The 20,856-nt window shown below is 76.7% G+C and carries 3 protein-coding genes; all 3 read right to left on the bottom strand.

What is annotated here, in order from left to right; genetic code table 11:
* The coding region (locus F1615_RS36925) for a type I polyketide synthase (RefSeq protein ID WP_149553062.1) at positions 1-5,471 on the bottom strand (5,471 nt) is incomplete at its 3' end.
* Positions 5,472-5,508: 37 nt separating this feature from the next.
* Positions 5,509-15,618 carry a type I polyketide synthase gene (locus F1615_RS34900; protein WP_149553061.1) on the bottom strand — a complete coding sequence of 3,370 codons (10,110 nt, stop codon included), beginning with the start codon at positions 15,616-15,618 and terminating at the stop codon, positions 5,509-5,511.
* A 69-nt stretch (positions 15,619-15,687) separates the two neighbouring features.
* Positions 15,688-20,808, bottom strand: a complete 5,121-nt coding sequence (locus F1615_RS34895) for an SDR family NAD(P)-dependent oxidoreductase (protein ID WP_244328961.1) — start codon at positions 20,806-20,808, stop codon at positions 15,688-15,690.
* Positions 20,809-20,856: the final 48 nt, after the last annotated feature.

Raw genomic sequence — 20,856 nt, 5'->3', positions numbered from 1 at the left:
ACCAGCAGCAGACCACCACCCTCCGAGAACCCCGTACCGTCCGCCGCGTCCGCGAACGCCTTGCACCGGCCGTCCGCCGCCAGCCCCTGCTGACGACTGAAATCCACGAACAGACCGGGGGTCGACATCACCGTCACCCCGCCGGCCAGCGCCAGGTCGCACTCCCCCGCCCGCAGCGACCGCGCCGCCAGGTGCAGGGCCACCAGGGACGACGAGCAGGCGGTGTCGACGGTGACCGCGGGGCCTTCGAGGCCGAAGGTGTAGGACATGCGTCCGGACAGGACACTGGCGGAGTTGCCGGTGCCGAGGTGGGCGCCGACGTCGTCGCCCGGTGCGAGCGGACGGGACGTGTAGTCCTGGTAGTTGGTGCCGGCGAACACGCCCGTGCGGCTGCCGCGCAGGGTGCGCGGGTCGATGCCCGCCCGCTCGAACGTCTCCCACGCCATCTCCAGCAGCAGCCGCTGCTGCGGATCCATCGCCACCGCCTCACGCGGCGAGATGTTGAAGACTCCGGGGTCGAAGTCGGCGAAACCGGTGAGGAATCCGCCGGTGCGGGTGGAGGTGCGGCCCGCCCGGCCGGGCTCGGGGTCGTAGAGGGCGGCCACGTCCCAGTCGCGGTCCTCGGGGAAGGGACCCATCGCGTCGGTGCCGTCGGCGAGGAGCCGCCAGAACCGCTCGGGGGTGTCGGCGTCACCGGGGAAGCGGCACGCCATGCCGACGATCACGACGGGGTCCTCGGCCGTGTCGCGCCGGGCCGCGGCGTCGGAGCCGCCGGACGGGGCCGGGACCGCCGGGTCCAGCCGCTCGCTGAGGTGTTCGGCGAGCGCGGCGGGCGTCGGGTAGTCGTAGACCAGCGTGGCGGGCAGCCGCATGCCGGTCGCCTCACCGAGGGTGTTGCGCAGTTCGACGGAGGTGAGGGAGTCGAAGCCGAGTTCGCGGAAGGCGCGGGCGGGTTCGACGTCGTCGGGGCTGGGATGGTTCAGGACGTACGCGATGTGCGCGCGGACCAGTTCCAGCAGGGCGTGGCGCCGGTCCGCCTCCCCGAGGGCGGCGACGGCGGCGAGGACATCGCCGTCCCCGTCCCCGTCACCGGAGCCGTTCGTGGGGGCGGGGGCGGGCCGCCGGGCGCGCAGCCGCTCGAGGTCGGGGAGCCCGGTGTAGAGGCGGCGCGGGCGTCCCTTGTCGAGTTCGGCGCCGAAGACCTCCCAGTCGATGTCGGTGACGACGAGCGTGGTGTCGTCCTGGTCCAGGGCGTCCTGGAGGGCGGTGACGGCGACGGCGGGGTCCATGAGGCGGACGCCGTGGCGCTGGAGCCGTTCACCGACGGTGCCGGAGGCCATGCCGCCGTCGGCCCAGCCGCTCCAGGCGATGGCCGTGGCGGGCAGGCCGCGGGAGCGGCGGTGCTCGGCGAGCGCGTCGAGGTAGGCGTTGCCGGGGGCGTAGTTGCCGTGTCCGGAGCTGCCGAAGACGCCCGAGGAGGAGGAGAAGAGGACGAACGCGGACAGGTCGAGGTCCGCGGTGGCGGCGTCGAGGTTGAGGGCACCGCCCACCTTCACCCGCAGGACCTCGGCGAGACGGTCGGGGGTGAGGGAGCCGATGACGCCGTCGTCGAGGACGGCGGCGGTGTGGAAGACGGCGGTCAGGGGCCGGTCCTCGGGGATGCCGGCCAGCAGGGCGGCGAGGTCCGCCGGGTCCGCGATGTCGCAGGCGACGAGTTCGGCCCGGGCGCCGGTGGCCGTCAGCTCGGCGAGCAGTTCGCCGGCGCCTTCGGCGTCTGGGCCCGAACGGCTGACCAGCAGGAGGTGTGCGGCGCCGGTGCGGGCGAGCCAGCGGGCGACGTGCCGGCCCAGGGCGCCGGTGCCGCCGGTGACCAGGACGGTGCCCCGCGGGTTCCACCGGCGGCGGCCCGGCAGTCCGCCGACGGCGGCGCGCTCCAGGCGGCGGCCGAGTACGCCGGTGGCGCGGACGGCGACCTGGTCCTCGTGGTCGGTTCCCGCGAGGACCTCGACGACGCGGTCGGCGGCGCGCCGGTCGCACCGTTCGGGCAGGTCGATCAGGCCGCCCCAGCAGTCGGCCTGTTCCAGGGCGACGACGCGTCCGAAGCCCCAGACGAGGGCCTGGGCGGGGTCGGCGGGGGCGGTGCCGGGGCCGGTGGCGACGGCGCCGCGGGTCAGGAACCACACCGGGAGGCGGGTGTTGAGGTCGTCCAGCGCCTGGACGAGGGCGACGGTGGCGGCGAACCCGGAGGGCAGCCGCGGGTGTTCGGGGTGCGGTGCGCCGTCCAGGGCGAGCAGGGAGAGCAGCCCGCGGGCTCCGGTGGCCGCTTCGGCCAGGGCGGCGGCGACGGTGGCGCGGTCGGAGGCGCCGTCGACCACGACGGGGACGCACTCGGCACCGGCCCGGGTCAGCGCGTCCCTCACGGCGGCGGCCTCGGGACCGTCCTGGTGGCCGCGGGGCACGACGAGGGCCCACCGGCCGGTGAGGGAGGCGCCGTTGCCGGCCCGGAGCGGTGACCAGGTGATGCGGTAGCGCCAGCGGTCGGCTCTGGCGCGGTCGGTGCTGCGGCGCCGGTAGCCGGCCAGGGCCGGGGCCAGGGTGGCGACGGTGTCCTCGTCGAGGGCGAGGGCCGTGGCGAGGGTGGTGAGGTCACCGGAGTCGACGGCCTGCCAGAAGGGAGCGTCGGCGGTGCCGGCGTCGGTCCCGGTGCGCTCACCGGCGGTGAACCCGGGCCAGTAGCGGCGGCGCTGGAAGGCGTAGACGGGCAGGTCGACGCGGTGGGCGGGCTCGTCGTGGACGGCGCTCCAGTCGACCGGCCCGCCGCGTACGGCGAGCGCGGCCACGGAGGCGAGGAACCGCCCGGGTCCGCCCTCCGAGCGGCGCAGGGTGCCGAGGACCGCGCCGTCGGTGATGCCGAGGTCGTCGAGGATGTCGTCGACGGCCGTGGTGACGACGGGGTGCGGGCCCGCCTCGACGAAGACGCGGTGTCCGGCGTCGGCGAGGCCGCGCACGGTGGTCTCGAAGCGGACGGTGCGGCGGATGTTCTCGTACCAGTAGGCGGCGTCGAGGGTGGTGGTGTCCTCGACGCGGGCGCCGGTGACGGTGGAGTGGAAGGGGATCTCGGCGGGGCGCGGGCGGACCGGCGCGAACCCGGCGAGCAGGGCGCCCTGGACCTCCTCCACCTGGGCGCAGTGGGAGGCGTAGTCCACGGGGACGCGGCGGGCGCGGACGCCGTCGTCGGTGAGGCGGGCGAGGAGTTCGGCGAGCGGTTCGGCGTCTCCGGAGACGGTGACGGAGCGCGGCCCGGTGACGGAGCCGACGGAGATGCGGCCCTCGTAGGGGGCGAGGAGCCGTTCCACCTCGGTGAGCGGCAGGGGCACGGCGACCATGCCGCCGCGGCCGGTGATGGCGGTCAGTTCGCGGGAGCGGGTGACGACGACGCGGGCCGCGTCCTCCAGGGTGAGGACGCCCGCGATGTGCGCGGCGGCGATCTCGCCCTGGCTCTGTCCGGCGACGGCGGCGGGGCGGACTCCGCACGCCATCCACAGGCGGGCGAGGGCGACGCACACGACGAACAGGGTGGGCTGGACGACGTCGAGGCGTTCCAGCGGCGGGGCGCCGGGGGCGCCGCGCAGGACGTCGAGGACGCGGTAGTCGGTGAACGCCTCGACGGCGGCCGCGGCTTCGTCGAAGAAGGCGCGGAACCGGGCGTCGGCGGCGTGGAGTTCGACGGCCATGCCCTCCCACTGCGGGCCCTGGCCGGGGAAGAGGAGCACCGGGTCGCCCTCGGTGTCGGCGACGCCGTGCACCACCGCCGGGTCGGGGGTGCCGTCGGCCAGCGCGGTCAGTCCGCGCAGCAGCACGTCGAGGTCCGGGGCGACGACGGCGGCGCGGTGTTCGAGCGCCGGGCGGGTGGCCGCGAGGGACCAGGCGAGGTCGGCGGGGCGCGGCGCGCCGTCCGGGGCGGTGCGCAGGTGGGCGGCGAGGCGTCCGGCCTGTGCGCGCAGGGCGGCGGCGGTGCGGCCGGAGACGGTGAAGGCGCGGGGGCGGGGGGTGTCGCCGGCGGGTGGGGCGGTGTCGTCCTGTCCGGCGGGCGGGGCCTGTTCGAGGATGACGTGCGCGTTGGTGCCGCTGACACCGAAGGAGGAGACGCCCGCACGGCGCGGACGGTCCCCGGTGTCGGGCCAGGGGCGGGACTCGGTGAGCAGTTCGACGCGCCCGGCGGACCAGTCGACGTGGCGGCTGGGCCGGTCGACGTGGAGGGTTGCGGGCAGCCGTCCCTCGCGCAGGGCGAGCACGGTCTTGATGACGCCGGCGACTCCGGCGGCGGCCTGGGTGTGGCCGATGTTCGACTTCACGGAGCCGAGCAGGAGCGGCCGGTCGGCGGGCCGGTCCTGGCCGTAGGTGGCGAGGAGGGCCTGGGCCTCGATGGGGTCGCCGAGGGTGGTGCCGGTGCCGTGCGCCTCGACGGCGTCGACGTCGGCGGGGACGAGCCGCGCGGACTTCAGGGCCTGCCAGATGACTCGTTCCTGGGAGGGGCCGTTGGGCGCGGTCAGGCCGTTGGAGGCGCCGTCCTGGTTGACCGCGGAGCCGCGCAGCACGGCGAGGACGGGGTGGCCGTTGCGGCGGGCGTCGGAGAGCCGCTCGACGGCGAGGACGCCGGCGCCCTCGCCCCAGGCGGTGCCGTCGGCCGCGTCGGCGAAGGCGCGGCAGCGGCCGTCGGGCGACAGCCCGCGCTGGCGGCTGAACTCGAGGAAGATCGTGGGCGTCGACATGACGGTGACGCCGCCGGCGAGTGCGAGGTCGCACTCCCCGGCGCGCAGGGCCTGCGCCGCCAGGTGCAGGGTGACCAGTGAGGACGAGCAGGCGGTGTCGACGGAGACGGCCGGGCCCTCCAGGCCGAGGGTGTAGGAGATGCGGCCGGACAGGACGCTGGGCGCGTTGCCGACGCCGTCGTCGCCCGCGTTGTCGGAGTGGCTGAGCAGCGTCGTGTAGTCCTGGAGGTTGGTGCCGGTGAACACGCCGGTGCGGCTGCCGCGCAGGGACAGCGGGTCGATGCCGGCGCGTTCCAGGGCCTCCCAGCAGATCTCCAGCAGGATCCGCTGCTGCGGGTCGGTGCCGACGGCTTCGCGCGGTGAGATGCCGAAGAAGCCGGCGTCGAAGTCGCCGACGCGGTCGATGAATCCGCCGGTGCGGGTGTAGCTGCGGCCGGGGGTGCCGGGCGTCGGGTCGTACAGGGCGTCGGTGTCCCAGCCGCGGTCGCGCGGCCATTCGGACATGGCGTCGGTGCCCGCGTCGAGCAGCCGCCACAGGTCGTCGGGGTCGCCGACGCCGCCGGGGAACCGGCAGCCCATCGCGACGATCGCGATGGGTTCGTTGTGCTGGGCCTCGGCCGCGGCCAGGCGCTGCCGCGTCTGGTGGAGGTCGGCCGTGACCTTCTTCAGGTAGCCGAGGAGCTTGTCCTCATCGCTCATGTGTTCTCACCCGTTCTCAGGTCCCGTGGCCGTGCCGTCAGGAGATGCCGAGGTCGTTCTCGATGAAGTCGAAGATCTCGTCCGCGCCGGCGGACCGGATGCGGTCGCTCACGTCGTCGCCGCCGGCGGCCGGCGCGGGGGCGACGGCCGTGGTGGTGCCGAACCGTCCGAGGAGTGCCTGGAGCCGGGCGCCGATGCGGTCGCGGCGGGCGTCGTCCTCGGGCAGCCCGTCGAGGGCCGCCTCCAGGGAGTCGAGCCCCGCGAGGACGGCGGCGGCGCCGTCGGTGTCCTCGGTGAGCCGGCCGCGCAGGTATCCGGCGAGGGCGGTGGCGCTCGGCTGGTCGAACAGCAGCGTGGCCGGCAGGGCGAGTCCGGTGGCGGCGCCGATGCGGTTGCGCAGTTCGACGGCCATGAGGGAGTCGAACCCGAGCGCGTTGAACGCGGTCGTGGCGCCGACCCGGTCGGTGCCGGTGTGGCCGAGGACGGCGGCGGCCTCGGCGCGTACGAGGGCGGTCAGGGTGCGTTCGCGTTCGGCTGCGGACTGTCCGGCGAGCCGGTCGCGCAGGGCTTCCGGGGCGCCCGCGGCGGCCTCGGGGTGGTGGTCGGGCAGGTCGCGCACCTCGGGGAGGCCGGCGAGGAGGGGGCTGGGCCGGGAGGTGGTGAAGCCGGGCGCGAAGCGGGCCCAGTCGACGTCGGCGAGGACGAGTACCGCGTCGGTTCGCGCGGTGGCCCGGCCGAGGGCGTCGGCGGCCTTCCCGGGGTCGAGGGGGCTGATGCCGCCGCGCCGCATCCGGGCCTCGGTGCCGGCGTCGGCGGTGGCCATGCCGCCGCCGGCCCAGGGACCCCAGGCCAGTGAGGTGGCGGGCAGTCCGGCGGCCCTGCGCGACTCGGCCAGGGCGTCCAGGCAGGCGTTGGCGGCCGCGTAGTTGGCCTGGCCGATCGTGCCGAGGGTGCCGGAGACGGACGAGTACAGGACGAACGCGGTGAGGTCGCGGTCGCGGGTCAGCTCGTCGAGGTTGCGCGCGGCGGCCAGCTTGGGCCGCAGGACGCGGTCCAGTGCCGCGGCGTCCATGCCGTCCAGGAGCCGGTCGTCGAGGACGCCCGCGGTGTGCACGACGGCGTCGACGGGGTGTTCGGCGAGCAGCGTGGCGAGCGCGTCCCGGTCGGCGGTGTCGCAGGCGGCCAGAACCAGTTCGGCGCCGGTGTCGGCGAGGGCGTCCTTGAGGCGGGCGGCGCCCTCGGAGGCGGCGCCCGAACGGCTGACGGCCACGATGCGGGTGGCACCGCGCCCGGCGAGCCAGGCGGCGGTGCGCAGGCCGAGCGCGCCGGTGGCGCCGGTGAGCAGGACGGTGCCGGACCAGTCCGGGCCGGTCGTCGCCGGCGCTCCGGGAGGGGCGTGTTCGAGGCGGCGCAGGAAGGTGCCCGCGGGCCGGACGGCGATCTGGTCCTCGCCCGCGGTGCCGGTGAGGGCGGCGGCCAGGCGCCGGGCCACGCCGGGGGCGAGGGGGGTGGCGGTACCGGCGGGCAGGTCCACCAGTCCGCCCCACAGCTGGGGGTGTTCGAGGGCCGCGGTGCGGCCGAGGCCCCAGACGGCGGCCTGTTCGGGCACGGCGGGTGCCTCGGTGCCGAGGGCGCCGACCGCGCCCGCGGTGAGCGCCCACAGACGGACGGGGTCCGGGCCCGCGGCTGGGTCGGCGAGCGCCTGGAGCAGGGCGGTGGTCGCGGCCAGTCCGGCGGGGACGGCCGTGTGCGCGGGCAGCGGGTCGGTGTCCACGGCGAGCAGGGACAGCACTCCCGTCCAGGCCGGGTCGCCGTCCCGGCGCAGCTCGGTGAGGGAGGTGGCGAGGTCGGCGCGGTCCGCGGCGGCGCAGTCGACGGGCAGGACGCGGACGTGCGCGCCGTGCGCGGCGAGCGTGTCGGCGACGGAGCACGCCCAGGGGCCGCCGACGAGCCGGCTGGGGACGGCGAGGAGCCAGGTGCCGGTGAGCGCGGCCGGTCCGCCCTCGGCGGCCGGTCGCCACACCACGCGGTGTTCCCAGGCCCGGATCTCCTCCTGCCTGCGGTCCTCGCCGCGCCAGGCGGCGAGGGCGGGCAGTACGGCGCTGAGCGGGGCGTCGGGGTCGACGGCGAGCCGCTCGGCGAGCGCGGCGGGGTCGGCGGACTCGACCAGGCTCCAGAACGCGGAGTCCTCGCCCGGCCCGGCGGGGGCCGCGGACGATTCCAGCCAGAAGCGTTCCCGCTGGAAGGCGTACGTCGGCAGGGGCACGGTCCGCGCCCCGGTGTCGGCGGGTGCGGCGGGGACGTCGGCGCGGCCGTGGACGTGCAGGGCCGCGGCGGCGAGCAGGGCGGACCGTTCCCCGGCGGGGCCGCGGCGCAGCAGGGGCACGGCGGTGACCGCCGCGGGGTCGGCGGCGCCCTCCTGGACGAGGGTGGTGAGGGTGGCGTCGGGGCCGAGTTCGAGGCAGTGGGTGACGCCGGCGTCCTCCAGTGCGCGGATTCCGTCGGCGAAGCGGACGGCCCGGCGCACGTGGCGCACCCAGTAGTCGGCGGTGACGAGGTCGTCGCCGGTGGCGAGGGCGCCGGTGAGGTTGGAGAGGACCGGGACCGTCGGGGCGTCGAAGCGGACGCGGGAGGCGACGGCGCGGAAGTCGTCGAGCATGGGGTCCATCAGCGGCGAGTGGAAGGCGTGGCTGACGCGCAGGCGCCGGGTCTTGCGGCCGCGCCCTGCGAACTCGGCGGCGACGGCGTCGACGGCGTTCGCCTCGCCGGAGACGACGACGGACGCGGGTCCGTTGACGGCGGCGATCGCGACGCGCCCGGCTCGGCCGTCGAGGAGGGGCAGGACCTCCTCCTCGGTGGCCTGCAGGGCGGTCATGGCGCCGCCCTCTGGCAGGTTCTGCATGAGCCGGCCGCGGGCGGCGACGAGGGCGCAGGCGTCGGCGAGGTCGAAGACCCCGGCGGCGTGCGCGGCGGTCAGCTCGCCGATGGAGTGGCCGCCGAGCACGTCGGCGCGGATCCCCCACGACGTGGCGAGCGCGTGGGCGGCGGTGCCGAAAGCGAACAGGGCGGCCTGGGTGTGGGCGGTGCGGTCCAGCAGCGCGGCCTCCGGGCCGTCCTCGGCGGCGAAGACCACCTCGCGCAGCGGTGGTCCGTCGAGGTGCCGGTCGAGTTCGGCGCAGACGGCGTCGAAGGTCTCGGCGAAGACGGGCTGCGCGGCGTACAGGTCGCGGCCCATGCCGGGGTGCTGGGCGCCCTGGCCGCTGAACAGGACGGCGAGCGTGCCGCCGTCGGCGGTGCCGGTGGCGACGTGCGGGGCCGTGTCGCCGGCGGCCACGGCGGCGAGTCCGGCGAGGAGTTCGTCCCGGTCGGCGGCGACGACGGCGGCCCGGTGCGCCTGCGGGTGCCGGGTGGTGGCGAGGCTGTGTGCGAGGTCGCGGGCGTCCTCGTCGTGCTGGAGGAGGTGGGTGCGCAGCCGGGCGGCCTGGGCGCGCAGTGCCTCGGGGGTGTGTCCGTGGAGGGGGTGCACGCGCGGCACGGCGGCGGGCGCCGGCCGTTGCGGGGCGGGCCCGGCGCCGGGCGGTTCCTCCAGGACGACGTGGGCGTTGCTGCCGCTGATGCCGAAGGAGGAGACGCCGGCCCGGCGCGGGCGGCCGTCCCGGGCGGGCCAGGGGCGGGCCTCGGTGAGCAGCTCGATGGTGCCGCTGGACCAGTCGATGTGCGGGGAGGGTTCGTCGACGTGCAGGGTGCGCGGCAGTTCGCCGTGGCGCATCGCCATGATCATCTTGATGACGCCGGCCGCTCCGGCGGCGGCCTGGGTGTGCCCGAAGTTGGACTTGGCGGATCCCAGCAGCAGGGGCTGTCCCTCGGGCCGTTCGCGGCCGTAGGTGGCGAACAGGGCCTGCGCCTCGATGGGGTCGCCGAGGGTGGTGCCGGTGCCGTGCGCCTCGACGGCGTCGACGTCGGCCGCCGACAGTCCGGCGGAGGCGAGGGCCTGCCGGATGACGCGTTCCTGGGAGGGGCCGTTGGGCGCGGTCAGGCCGTTGGAGGCGCCGTCCTGGTTGGTGGCGGAACCGCGGACGACGGCGAGTACGGGGTGGCCGCGCCGGCGGGCGTCGGAGAGCCGCTCCAGCAGGAGCATGCCGACGCCCTCGGAGAAGCTGGTGCCGTCGGCGGACGCGGCGAACGCCTTGCACCGGCCGTCGGCGGCCAGGCCGTTCTGCGCGGTGAACTCGGTGTAGGTGCCGGGGGTGGCCATCACGGTGACGCCGCCGGCCAGGGCCATCGAGCACTCGCCCTGCCGCAGCGCGTGGGCGGCGAGGTGCAGGGCGACCAGCGCGGAGGAGCAGGCCGTGTCGACGGTCATGGTCGGCCCCTCCAGGCCGAAGGTGTACGCGACGCGGCCGGAGATGACGCTGCCGGACACGCCGAGCCCGATGTAGCCCTCCATGCCCTCGGGGATGTCGGCCAGTCCGGACGCGTAGCCGGAGCCCATGGCGCCGACGTAGACGCCGGTGCTGCTGCCGCGCAGGGAGAGCGGGTCGATCCCGGCGCGTTCGAAGGTCTCCCAGGAGGTCTCCAGCAGGAGCCGCTGCTGGGGGTCCATCGCGAGGGCCTCGCGGGGCGCGATGCCGAACAGGGAGGCGTCGAAGTGGGTGGCCCCGTACAGGAATCCGGCCTCCAGGCCGGGCAGCCGGTCCAGGTCCCAGCCGCGGTCGGTGGGGAAGGCCCCGATGGCGTCGCCGCCCTCGGAGACGAACCGCCACAGGTCCTCCGGGGAGGTGACGCCTCCGGGGTACTGGCAGGCCATGGCGACCACCACGACCGGGTCGTCCTCGCCGGAGTGGGCCGTGGTTGCCGCGGACTGTTCGGTCGTTCCGGTGAGTTCGCGCGCGAGATGCCGGGCGAGGGCGCTGGGCCGGGGGTGGTCGAAGACGAGGGTGGCGGGCAGCCGCAGCCCGGTCTCGGCGTTGAGGCGGTTGCGCAGGTCGACGGAGGTGAGGGAGTCGAATCCGAGGTCCTTGAAGGACTGTTCGCCGTCGACGGCGCCGGCCGAGCCGTGGCCGAGGGCGACGGCGGCGTGCCGGCGCACCACCTCCAGCAGCAGCCGTTCCCGGTCGGGCGCGGAGAGGCCGGCCAGGCGGCGGCCGAGGGCGGAGGCGCCGGTGCCGGCGGCGCGGGCGGCACGGCGGGCGGGCGCGGGGACGAGGCCGTGCAGCAGGGCGGGCAGGCGTCCGGCGGCGGCCGCGGACCGCAGGGCGGCGGGGTCGGTGCGCAGCGGCGCGAGCAGCGGCTCGTCCGTGCCGAGGGCCTCGTCGAGCAGGTGCAGCGCACGGGCCGGGTCGAGGGCGGGCAGGCCCGAGGCCGCGATGCGGCGCCGGTCGTCCTCACCGAGTCCGCCGGTCATGCCGGCGTCGTGGTCCCACAGGGTCCAGGCGAGGGAGGTGGCGGGCAGTCCCGTGGCACGACGGTGGTGGGCGAGGGCGTCCAGGACGGTGTTGGCGGCGGCGTAGTTGGCCTGTCCGGCACCGCCGAGCAGGCCGGAGGCGGAGGAGAACAGCACGAACGCGGTGAGGCCGGCGTCGCGGGTCGCGGTGTGCAGGGCGAGCGCGGCGTCCGCCTTGGCGCGCAGCACGGCGGCGAGCCGCTCGGGGGTGAGGGAGCCGAGCACGCCGTCGTCGAGGACGCCCGCGGTGTGCACGACGGCGCGCAGCGGCCGGTCGCCGGGCACCGTGGCCAGGACGGTGGCGAGGGCGTCGGGGTCGGCGGCGTCGCACGCCTCGACGCGTACGGCGGCGCCGTGGGCGGTGAGTTCGGCCGCCAGTCCGCCGGCGCCGGGGGCGTCGGGGCCGCGGCGGGAGAGCAGCAGCAGCGAGCGCACGCCGTGCTCGGTGACCAGGTGGCGGGCGACCAGCGCGCCGAGGGCGCCGGTGCCGCCGGTGATCAGTACGGTGCCGTCGGCGTCCCAGGCGGGCGCGCGGTGGGCGGCGGATGCGCGGGCCAGCTCCGGTGTCAGCAACCGTCCCTCGCGCAGCACGAGTTGGGGCGCACCGGTGCCGACGGCGGCGGCGAGCGCGGCGCGCGAGGCGTCGGTGTCGTCCACGTCGGCGAGGACGAGACGGCCGGGGTTCTCGGTCTGCGCGGCGCGCACCAGGCCCCACACGGCGGCGGCGGGCAGGTCCGTGACGTCCTCGCCGTCGGCGGCGACGGCGCCGCGGGTGACGACGACGAGCGGCGCGTCCCGGGTGCGCGGATCGGTCTGCAGGGCCTGCAGGTCGGCGAGGGCGCGGGCCGCCACGTCGGCGGGCCGCTCCCCGGGGCGCGAGGCGTACGGCAGTACGGCGGCGGCGCAGGGCGGGTCACCGGCGCCGAGCGCGGGCCACGCGGGGACCAGGCCGCCGGCCGGGTCCTGCCCGGCCAGTCGCCAGCCGCCGGTGTCCGGCGCGCCGGGGAGTTCGGCGCCGGTCCAGCGCACCGCGTACAGGGCGCCGTCGGCGGGGCGTGCGGCGTGCGGGGCTCCGCCGGAGACGGGGCGGCTGACCAGGGAGCCGACCGTGGCGACGGGCTGGCCCGTGCCGTCGGCGAGTGTCAGGCGTACGGCGCCGGCGGGGCCGCGGTCGAGGCGGACTCGCAGTTCGGTGGCGCCGACGGCGTGCAGGCCGACGCCGCTGAACGCGAACGGCAGTCCCACGCCTCCGGGTTCGCCGTCGCCGTCCGTTCCGTCGCCGGCGAGCTGGGCGTGCAGGGCGGCGTCGAGCAGTGCGGGGTGCAGCCCGTAGTGGGCGGCGTCGCGGTGCTGATCCTCGGGGAGCGCGATCTCGGCGTACCAGGTGCCGCCGGAGCGCCAGACGGCGCGCAGCCCCTGGAAGACGGGTCCGTACTGGTAGCCCCGGGCGGCGAGCGCCGGGTAGAAGCCGTCGAGGTCGACCGGTGAGGCGTCCGCCGGCGGCCAGGTGGTGAGGCCGCTCCCGGGCTCCGCGGGTGCCGGGGCGAGCGTGGCGGTGGCGTGCCGGGTCCACGGGCTGTCGTCGTCGGCGTCGGGCCGGGCGTGCACGGTGACCGGGCGGCTGCCGGACGGGTCGGGTGCGCCGAGGGCGATCTGCAGCTGGACGCCGCTGTCGTTCGCCAGGACGAGCGGTGCCTCCAGGGTCAGGTCCTCGAGGAGGGCGCACCCCACCTCGTCACCGGCGCGCAGCACGAGTTCGACGAACGCGGTGCCGGGCAGCAGGACGGCGCCGGACACGGTGTGGTCCGCGAGCCACGGCTGGCTGCGTGTGGACAGACGGCCGGTGAGCAGCACCCGGTCGTCGTCGGCGACGCGGACGACGGCGCCGAGCAGCGGGTGCCCGGTGCCGGTCAGGCCCGCGCCGGTGACGTCGGCGGTGTTCCGGGCGGGGCTCAGCCAGTAGCGGTCCCGGGTGAAGGCGTAGGTGGGCAGGGCGACGCGCGGGCCGGCGGGGTCGCGGCCCAGGAGGGCGTCGAGGTCGACGGGCACGCCGTGGGCGTGGGCGGCGGCGACACCGGCCAGCAGGGTGGCGGCCTCGGGGCGGTTCCTGCGCAGCAGCGGCACGCACACCCGGTCGGTGGTGTCGTCGGGCAGGCAGGTGCGGGCCGCCGCGGTGAGGGCGGCGTCGGGGCCGAGTTCCAGGTAGCGGGTGACGCCGTGGGCGGCGAGCCAGTCGACGCCGTCGGCGAAGCGGACCCGGTGGCGCAGGTGGCGCACCCAGTAGTCGGCGGAGGCCAGTTCGTCCGCGGTGGCGGGGCGGCCGGTGAGGTTGGAGACGACGGTCAGCCGCGGCGGGTGCGCGGTGACGGTCTCGGCGACCGCGCGGAAGTCGTCCAGGACGGCGTCCATGCGCGCCGAGTGGAAGGCGTGCGAGACGCGCAGCCTGCGCGTGGTCCGGCCGCGGGCGCCGAGTTCGGCGGCGACGGCCTCGACGACGGCCGTGTCGCCGGAGATCACCGTGGCGCGCGGTCCGTTGACCGCGGCGACGGACACGGCGTCGCCGTGCGCGGCCAGCAGCGCGGTCACCTCGTCCTCGGCGGCCTCCACGGCGGCCATGGCGCCGCCCGGGGGCAGGGCCTGCATGAGCCGGCCGCGGGCGGCGACCAGGCGGCAGGCGTCGGGCAGCGACCACACGCCTGCGACGTGGGCGGCGGACAGTTCGCCCAGGGAGTGGCCGAGGACGTACTTGGGGGTGATGCCCCAGGACTCCAGGAGGCGGAAGAGGGCGACCTCGAACGCGAACAGGGCGGGCTGGGCGAGGCCCGTCCCGTTCAGTGCCTCGTCGTCCGGAGCGCCGTTCAGGACGACGTCCTCGAGGGACACGCCGAGTTCGGGGTCGAGGTGGGTGCGGATCTCGTCGAAGGCGCGGGCGAAGGCGGGGAACGCGTCGTACAGTTCGCGGCCCATGCCGGGGCGCTGGGCGCCCTGTCCGGAGAAGAGGAACGCGGTGGCGCCGCGCAGGGTGCGGCCGGTGACGACGGCCGGGTGCTCCTCGCCCGCGGCGAGCGCGGCGAGGGCGTCGCGGGCCGTGGCGGTGTCCTCGGCGAGGACGACGGCCCGGTGCTCGAAGGCCTGCCGGGTGGTGGCGAGGGCACGCGCGGTGACGTGCGGGTCGTCGTCGGGGTGGGCGTCGGCGTGGGCGCGGAGACGGGCGGCCTGCCCGCGCAGGGCCTCGGCGCCGCGCGCGGACAGCGGCCAGGGCGCGAGCGGCAGCCGTACGGGGGTGGCGGGGGCGGTGTCCGCGTCGGCGGGCTCGTCGGGGGCGGCTTCGAGGATGGTGTGGGCGTTGGTGCCGCTGATGCCGAAGGAGGAGACGGCGGCGCGGCGCGGGCGGCCCTCGGTGACGGGCCAGTCGGCGGGTTCGGTGAGCAGCCGGACGTGGCCGGCCTCCCAGTCGACGTGCCGGGACGGCGTGTCCACGTGGAGGGTGCGCGGCAGCCGGCCGTGGCGCAGGGCCATGACGGTCTTGATGACGCCGGCGACTCCGGCGGCGGCCTGGGTGTGGCCGAGGTTGGACTTGAGGGAGCCGAGCAGCAGCGGCCGGTCGGCGGGCCGGTCCTGGCCGTAGGTGGCGAGGAGGGCCTGGGCCTCGATGGGGTCGCCGAGGGTGGTGCCGGTGCCGTGCGCCTCGACGGCGTCGACGCCGTCGGCGGTGATCCCGGCGTTGGCGAGGGCCTGTTCGATGACCCGCTGCTGGGCGGGCCCGTTGGGCGCGGTCAGGCCGTTGGAGGCACCGTCGGAGTTGACGGCGCTGCCGCGGATCACGGCCAGGACGGGGTGGCCGTTGCGGCGGGCGTCGGAGAGCCGCTCCACCAGGAGCAGGCCGACGCCCTCGGACCAGCCGGTGCCGTCGGCGGAGTCGGCGAACGCCTTGCAGCGGCCGTCGGGCGCCAGTCCGCGCTGCCGGCTGAACTCGAACAGCAGGCCCGGCGTGGCCATCACCGCCACACCGCCCGCCATCGCGAGGTCGCACTCCCCCGCGCGCAGCGCCTGCACCGCCCAGTGCAGGGCGACCAGCGATGAGGAGCAGGCGGTGTCGACGGTGACGGTGGGGCCCTCGAGGCCGAGGACGTAGGAGATGCGGCCGGAGGCGACGGAGGTCGCGTTCCCGGCGAGCATCAGGCCGTGCACGTCCTCGGGCACCTCGACCGGTCCCTGTCCGTAGCCGGAGGTGGCGGCGCCGACGAAGACGCCGGTGGCGCTGCCGCGCAGGGTCCCCGGGCGGATCCCGGCGCGCTCCAGCAGCTCCCAGGACGCCTCCAGCAGGATCCGCTGCTGCGGGTCGGTGGCCAGCGCCTCGCGGGGGCTCATGCCGAAGAACGCGGCGTCGAAGGAGGCGGCGTCGCCGAGGAAGCCGCCCTCGCGCGTGGAGAACGTGCCGGGCCGGCCGGGGTCGGGGTCGTAGCGGTCGGCGATGTCCCAGCCCCGGTCCTCGGGCAGCGGTCCGATGGCGTCGCCGCCCTCGTCGACCAGCCGCCACAGGTCCTCGGGCGTGCGGACGTCACCGGGGAACCGGCAGCTCATCGCGACGATGGCGACGGGCTCGCGGCCCCGGTCCTCGACCTCGCGGAGCCTGCGGCGTGTCTGCCTCAGTTCGCCCGTGACCCGCTTGAGGTATTCCACGTACTTGTCGTCGTCAGCCACGTGTGTCACTTCCTTGAACCGGGCGGGCCGGGGCGTCGTCGGGTGCGTGCGGGGGGACCGGCGGTGTGCTCATGCGTCGCCCAGCTCGCGGTCGATCAGGTCGAAGAGGTCGCCCGCGGTCTCGACGCCGGCCAGTTCCTCGTCGTCGCCGGCGGGGGTGCCGGCCGGGGCGACGGGCTCGCCCTGCCAGCGGGCGAGCAGGTCGCGCAGCCGGGCGGTGACCTTCTCGCGGTCCTCGCCGGCCACGCCGGAGTCGTCGAGTGCGCTCTCCAGGCGGTCCACCTCGCCGAGCAGCGCCTGTGCGGTGCCGGGCGGCTCGGGCAGGGACAGCCGGTCCAGCAGGTGCCGGACCTGGGCGCGGGCGGTCGGGTGGTCGAAGACCAGGGTGGCGGGCAGCCGCAGTCCGGTGGCGGACGCGAGCCGGTTGCGCAGCTCGACCGCGGTGAGCGAGTCGAAGCCGAGCTCCTTGAAGGTCTGTTCGGGGTCGATCTCGGCGGCCGAGCCGTGCCCGAGGACGGCCGCGGCCTGTTCGGCGACCACCTCCAGGAGCAGCTGCTCGCGGTCCGCCGCGGACAGCGGGGCGAGCCGTTCGGCCAGCGGGCGCGGTCCCTGGGCGGCGGGCGCCGCCGTCGCGGCGCCGGCCGCACGGCGCCGGGCGGGGGTGCGTACCAGGCCGCGCAGCAGCACCGGCAGGACGTCGTGGTGCTCGCGCAGTGCGGCCGGGTCGAGGTCCATGGGCAGCAGCGCGGCCCGGTCGGAGTCGGCGGCCGCGTCCAGCAGGCGCATGCCGTGGGCGGCGTCGAGCGGCACCATGCCGGTGCGGGCGTGGCGTTCGCGGTCGGCGTCGCCGAGCTCCCCGGTCATCCCGGCGTCGGGCAGCCAGGTGCCCCAGGCGAGGGACACGGCGGGCAGCCCCTGGGCGCGCCGGTGGTGGGCGAAGGCGTCCAGGAAGGCGTTGGCCGCCGAGTAGTTGGCCTGCCCCGCGCCGCCGAAGGTGCCGGCGACGGAGGAGAAGACCACGAAGCGGGCCAGGTCCAGGTCTCGGGTCAGCTCGTGCAGGGCGACCACCGCGTCGGCCTTGGGGCGCAGCGCCTGAGCGAGCCGCTGCGGTGTCATGGAGGACAGGACGCCGTCGGCGAGGACGCCGGCGGTGTGCACCACGGCGGTCAGCGGCCGGTCGGCGGGGATGCCCGCGAGGAGCGCGGCGAGCGCGGTGCGGTCGGCGACGTCGCAGGCCGCGACGGTCACCTCGGCTCCCAGGGCGGCGAGTTCGTCGCGCAGTTCGGTGGCGCCGGGTGCGTCGGGGCCGCGCCGGCCGGCGACGATCAGGTGCCGGACGCCGTGTTCGGCGACGAGATGGCGCGCGGTGATCCGGCCGAGTCCGCCGAGCCCTCCGGTGAGCAGGACGGTGCCCTCGGGGTCGGGCGCGGCCGGCAGGGTGAGGACGACCTTGCCGATGTGCCGGGCCTGGCTGAGGAAGCGGAACGCGTCCGGTGCCCGGCGCACGTCCCACACGGCCATCGGCAGCGGCTTGAGGACGCCGCGTGAGAAGAGGTCCACGAGGTCGGCGAGGATCTCGCCGATCCGGTCGGGACCGGCCTCGACCAGGTCGAAGGCGCGGTAGGCGACTTCGGGGTGGTCGGCGGCGACCTGTGCGGGATCGCGTACGTCGGTCTTGCCCATCTCCAGGAACCGGCCGCCGCGCGGCAGCAGCCGCAGCGAGGCGTCCACGAACTCCCGGGCCAGGGAGTCGAGGACGACGTCGAAGCCGCGGCCGTCGGTGGCGGTGCGCAGCCGTTCCTCGAAGCCGAGGTCGCGGGAGGAGGCGAGATGCGCGTCGTCCAGGCCGGCGGCGCGCAGGGCGTCCCACTTGGCGGGTGACGCGGTGCCGTACACCTCGGCTCCGAGGTGGCGGGCGAGCTGGACGGCGGCGGAGCCGACGCCGCCGGCCGCGGCGTGCACCAGCACGCTCTCGCCGGACGTGAGCCCGCCGAGGTCGACCAGCGCGTAGTACGCGGTGAGGTAGGCGATGGGGACGGTGGCGGCGTCGGCGAAGCTCCAGCCCTTCGGGATCGGCGCGACCATGCGGGCGTCGGCGACCGCGACGGGCCCGAAGGCTCCGGCGAACATGCCCATCACCCGGTCGCCGGGCGCGAGTCCGGTGACCGCGTCGCCCACCTCGGTGACGACGCCCGCGCCCTCCAGGCCGATCGCGGTGGCGTCGCCGGGGTACATGCCGAGCGCGGTGAGGACGTCACGGAAGTTGACGCCGGCGGCGCGCATCGACAGGCGCACCTCGTTCGGGGCGAGCGGGGCGGTGACCTCCGGGCAGGGGGCGAGCCGCAGGCTCTCCAGGGTGCCCTTGCGCTCGATCCCGAGCCGCCAGGCCCCGGTGCCGGCGGGCGGCGTGAGGGCCCGGTCGGCGGCGAGCGGCACGATGCGCGGTGTGCTCACCCTGCCGTCCTGGACGGCGAGTTCGAAGGCGGTGTCGCCGAGCGCGGCGGGCAGTGCCGCCAGGGAGGCGGCGGTGCCGTCGGTGTCGGCGAGGACGAGACGGCCGGGGTTCTCGGTGCGGGCGGCCCGCACCAGGCCCCATACGGCGGCCTGTGCCGGGTCGGCGGGCCGGGGTGCGGCGGGGACGGCGCACCGGGTCACGACGGCGAGCCGGGCGTGCAGGAAGGCGGGCTCCTCCAGCCAGCGCCGTACGACGTCCAGGGCGCGGGCGGCGGTGGTGCGGGCCGCGTCGGCGAGCGCGCCCGCGGACGCCTCAGGGCCGGAGGGGACGGTGGCGACCGGTACGGCGTACACGACGGTGCCGGGGATCTCGCCGGCCGCCGCGAGGGCGTCCAGGTCCGGCACGGAGTGCGCGGTGTGTCCGGCGGCGTTCAGCGCGGCGGCCAGTTCCTCCGCCTCGCCCGCGCCGACGACGGTCCACGCGGTCCCGGCCGGGGCGGCCGGGGTGGCCGACGGCTGCCAGTCCAGTTCGTGCAGGCCCTGCCGGAGGGGGTCGCCGCCGGTGGAACCCGCGAGGTCACCGGTCAGCTCGCGCAGGGTGAGCGAGCCGACGGAGGCGACGGGCCGGCCTTCCGGGTCGGCGAGCGCGAGGCCGATGGCCTCCGGGCCCTCCTGGACCATGCGCAGCCGCAGCGCGGCGGCTCCCACGGCGTCCACGCGCACGTCGTTCCAGGAGAACGGCAGGCGCCCGGCGTCCTCCATCGGTACGAACATCACGGCGTGCAGGGCGGCGTCCAGCAGGGCGGGGTGCAGGTCGAAGGCGTCGGCCGCGGGGTCCGCGTCGGCGGGCAGCGCGACCTCGGCGAACACCTCCTCGCCGCGCGTCCACACCCGGGTCAGTCCCTGGAAGAGGGGGCCGTAGAGGTGGCCGCGGTCGGCGAACGCCTCGTAGAAGCCGTCGAGCGGCACCTCCTCGCCGTCCACGGGCGGCCAGGCGGTGAAGTCGTAGGGCATGGCGGCCGGTTCCCCGGCGGGTGTGAGGAGACCGCTGACGTGCAGGGTCCACGGTGTGCCCGGCTCGGCGTCGTCGGGCCGGCCGTGCACGGTCAGCGGGCGGGCGCCGGTGGCATCCGGTGCCTCGACGCGGACCTGCACCCGCACGCCGCCCCGGTCGGGCAGGGTGAGCGGGGCCAGGATGGTCAGCTCGGCGACCTGTTCGCAGCCGGTGCGGGCACCGGCGTGCAGGGCCAGGTCCAGGAAGCCGGTGGCGGGGAACAGGGCGGTGCTGGTGAGCGCGTGGTCCTTGAGCCAGGGGCTGGAGCCGAGCGCGAGGCGGCCGGTGAACACCTGGGTGGATCCGTCGGCGAGTTCCACGGCCGCGCCGAGCAGCGGATGGCTGCTCGCGCCGAGTCCCGCGGTGGTGACGTCACCGAGCAGGACGGGCGGCCCGGGCCAGAAGCGGCGGCGCTGGAAGGGATAGGTGGGCAGCTGCGCGACGCGGGCGCCGGTGCCGTCGAAGAGGCGGGGCCAGTCGACGCCCGCCCCGTGCGTGAAGGCCCGGGCGAGGGCGTCGAGGAGCGTCTCCCGCTCGTCGCGGTCCTTGCGCAGCGCCGGGACGAAGAGGGTGTGCGCGGCGTCCGGCAGGCAGCTCTGCGCCATCGCGGTGAGGGTGCCGTCGGGTCCCACCTCGACGAACCGGTCCGCGCCGAGCTCGGCGAGCCGGCTGACGCCGTCGGCGAAGCGCACGGCCTCCCGCACGTGGCGCACCCAGTACTCCGGGTCCTGGAGTTCGCCCGGAGCGGCGACCCGGCCGGTGACGTTGGAGACGACGGCCATCCGCGGCGGCGCGTAGGAGATGCCCGCGGCGACCTCGCGGAAGGCGTCGAGCATCGGCTCCATGAGCGGCGAGTGGAAGGCGTGGCCGACCCGCAGGCGGGTGGTGCGGCGCCCCTCGGCGGCGAGCCGTGCCGCGATGCCGGCGACGACGTCCTCGGCGCCGGAGACCACCACGGAGCGCGGGCCGTTGACGGCGGCGACACCCGCCTGCGGCTGTCCCTCCAGCAGGGGCAGCACCTCTTCCTCGGCGGCCTCCACGGCGATCATGGCACCGCCGGGGGGAAGCTCCTGCATGAGCCGGCCGCGGGCGGCGACCAGGGCGCAGGCGTCCGGGAGGGACATCACCCCGGCGACGTGGGCGGCGGCGATCTCGCCGACGGAGTGCCCGGCGACGAGGTCGGGGCGCACGCCCCACGACGCGAGCAGACGGTGGAGGGCGACCTCGACGGCGAACAGCGCGGGCTGCGTCCACTCGGTGCGGTTCAGCCGCTCGGCGTCGTCACCGAGGACGAGGGCGCGCAGGTCCTCGCCGAAGTGGGCGCAGACCTCGTCGAAGGCGTCCGCGTACACGGGGAACGCCTCGTACAGGCCGCGTCCCATGCCGGGGCGCTGGGCGCCCTGTCCGGAGAAGAGGAAGGCGGTCTTGCCCTCACCGCGGTGCGTGCCGGTGACGGTGTGCGGTCCGGTCTCGCCGGAGGCGAGCAGCCGCAGTCCGTCGGTGAGCGCGGCGCGGTCCAGGCCGAGGACGACGGCGCGGTGCTCGAAGACGGCGCGGGTCGCGGTGAGCGAGAGGCCGACGTCGGCGGTGGTGAGACCGGGGAACCGCTGTACGTGGTCGAGGAGTCGGGTGGCCTGGGCGCGCAGGGCGTCGCGGCTGCGGGCGGACAGGACCCAGGGCACCGGGCCGCTCCAGGCGGCCGTGTCGGACCCCGGCCCGGCCTCCGGCTC

The organism is Streptomyces marokkonensis, from assembly GCF_008312835.1.
GTDB lineage: Bacteria > Actinomycetota > Actinomycetes > Streptomycetales > Streptomycetaceae > Streptomyces > Streptomyces marokkonensis_A.
The sequence above is the reverse complement of the archived record's forward strand: the minus strand, read 5'-3'. Positions and strand labels throughout refer to the sequence as shown.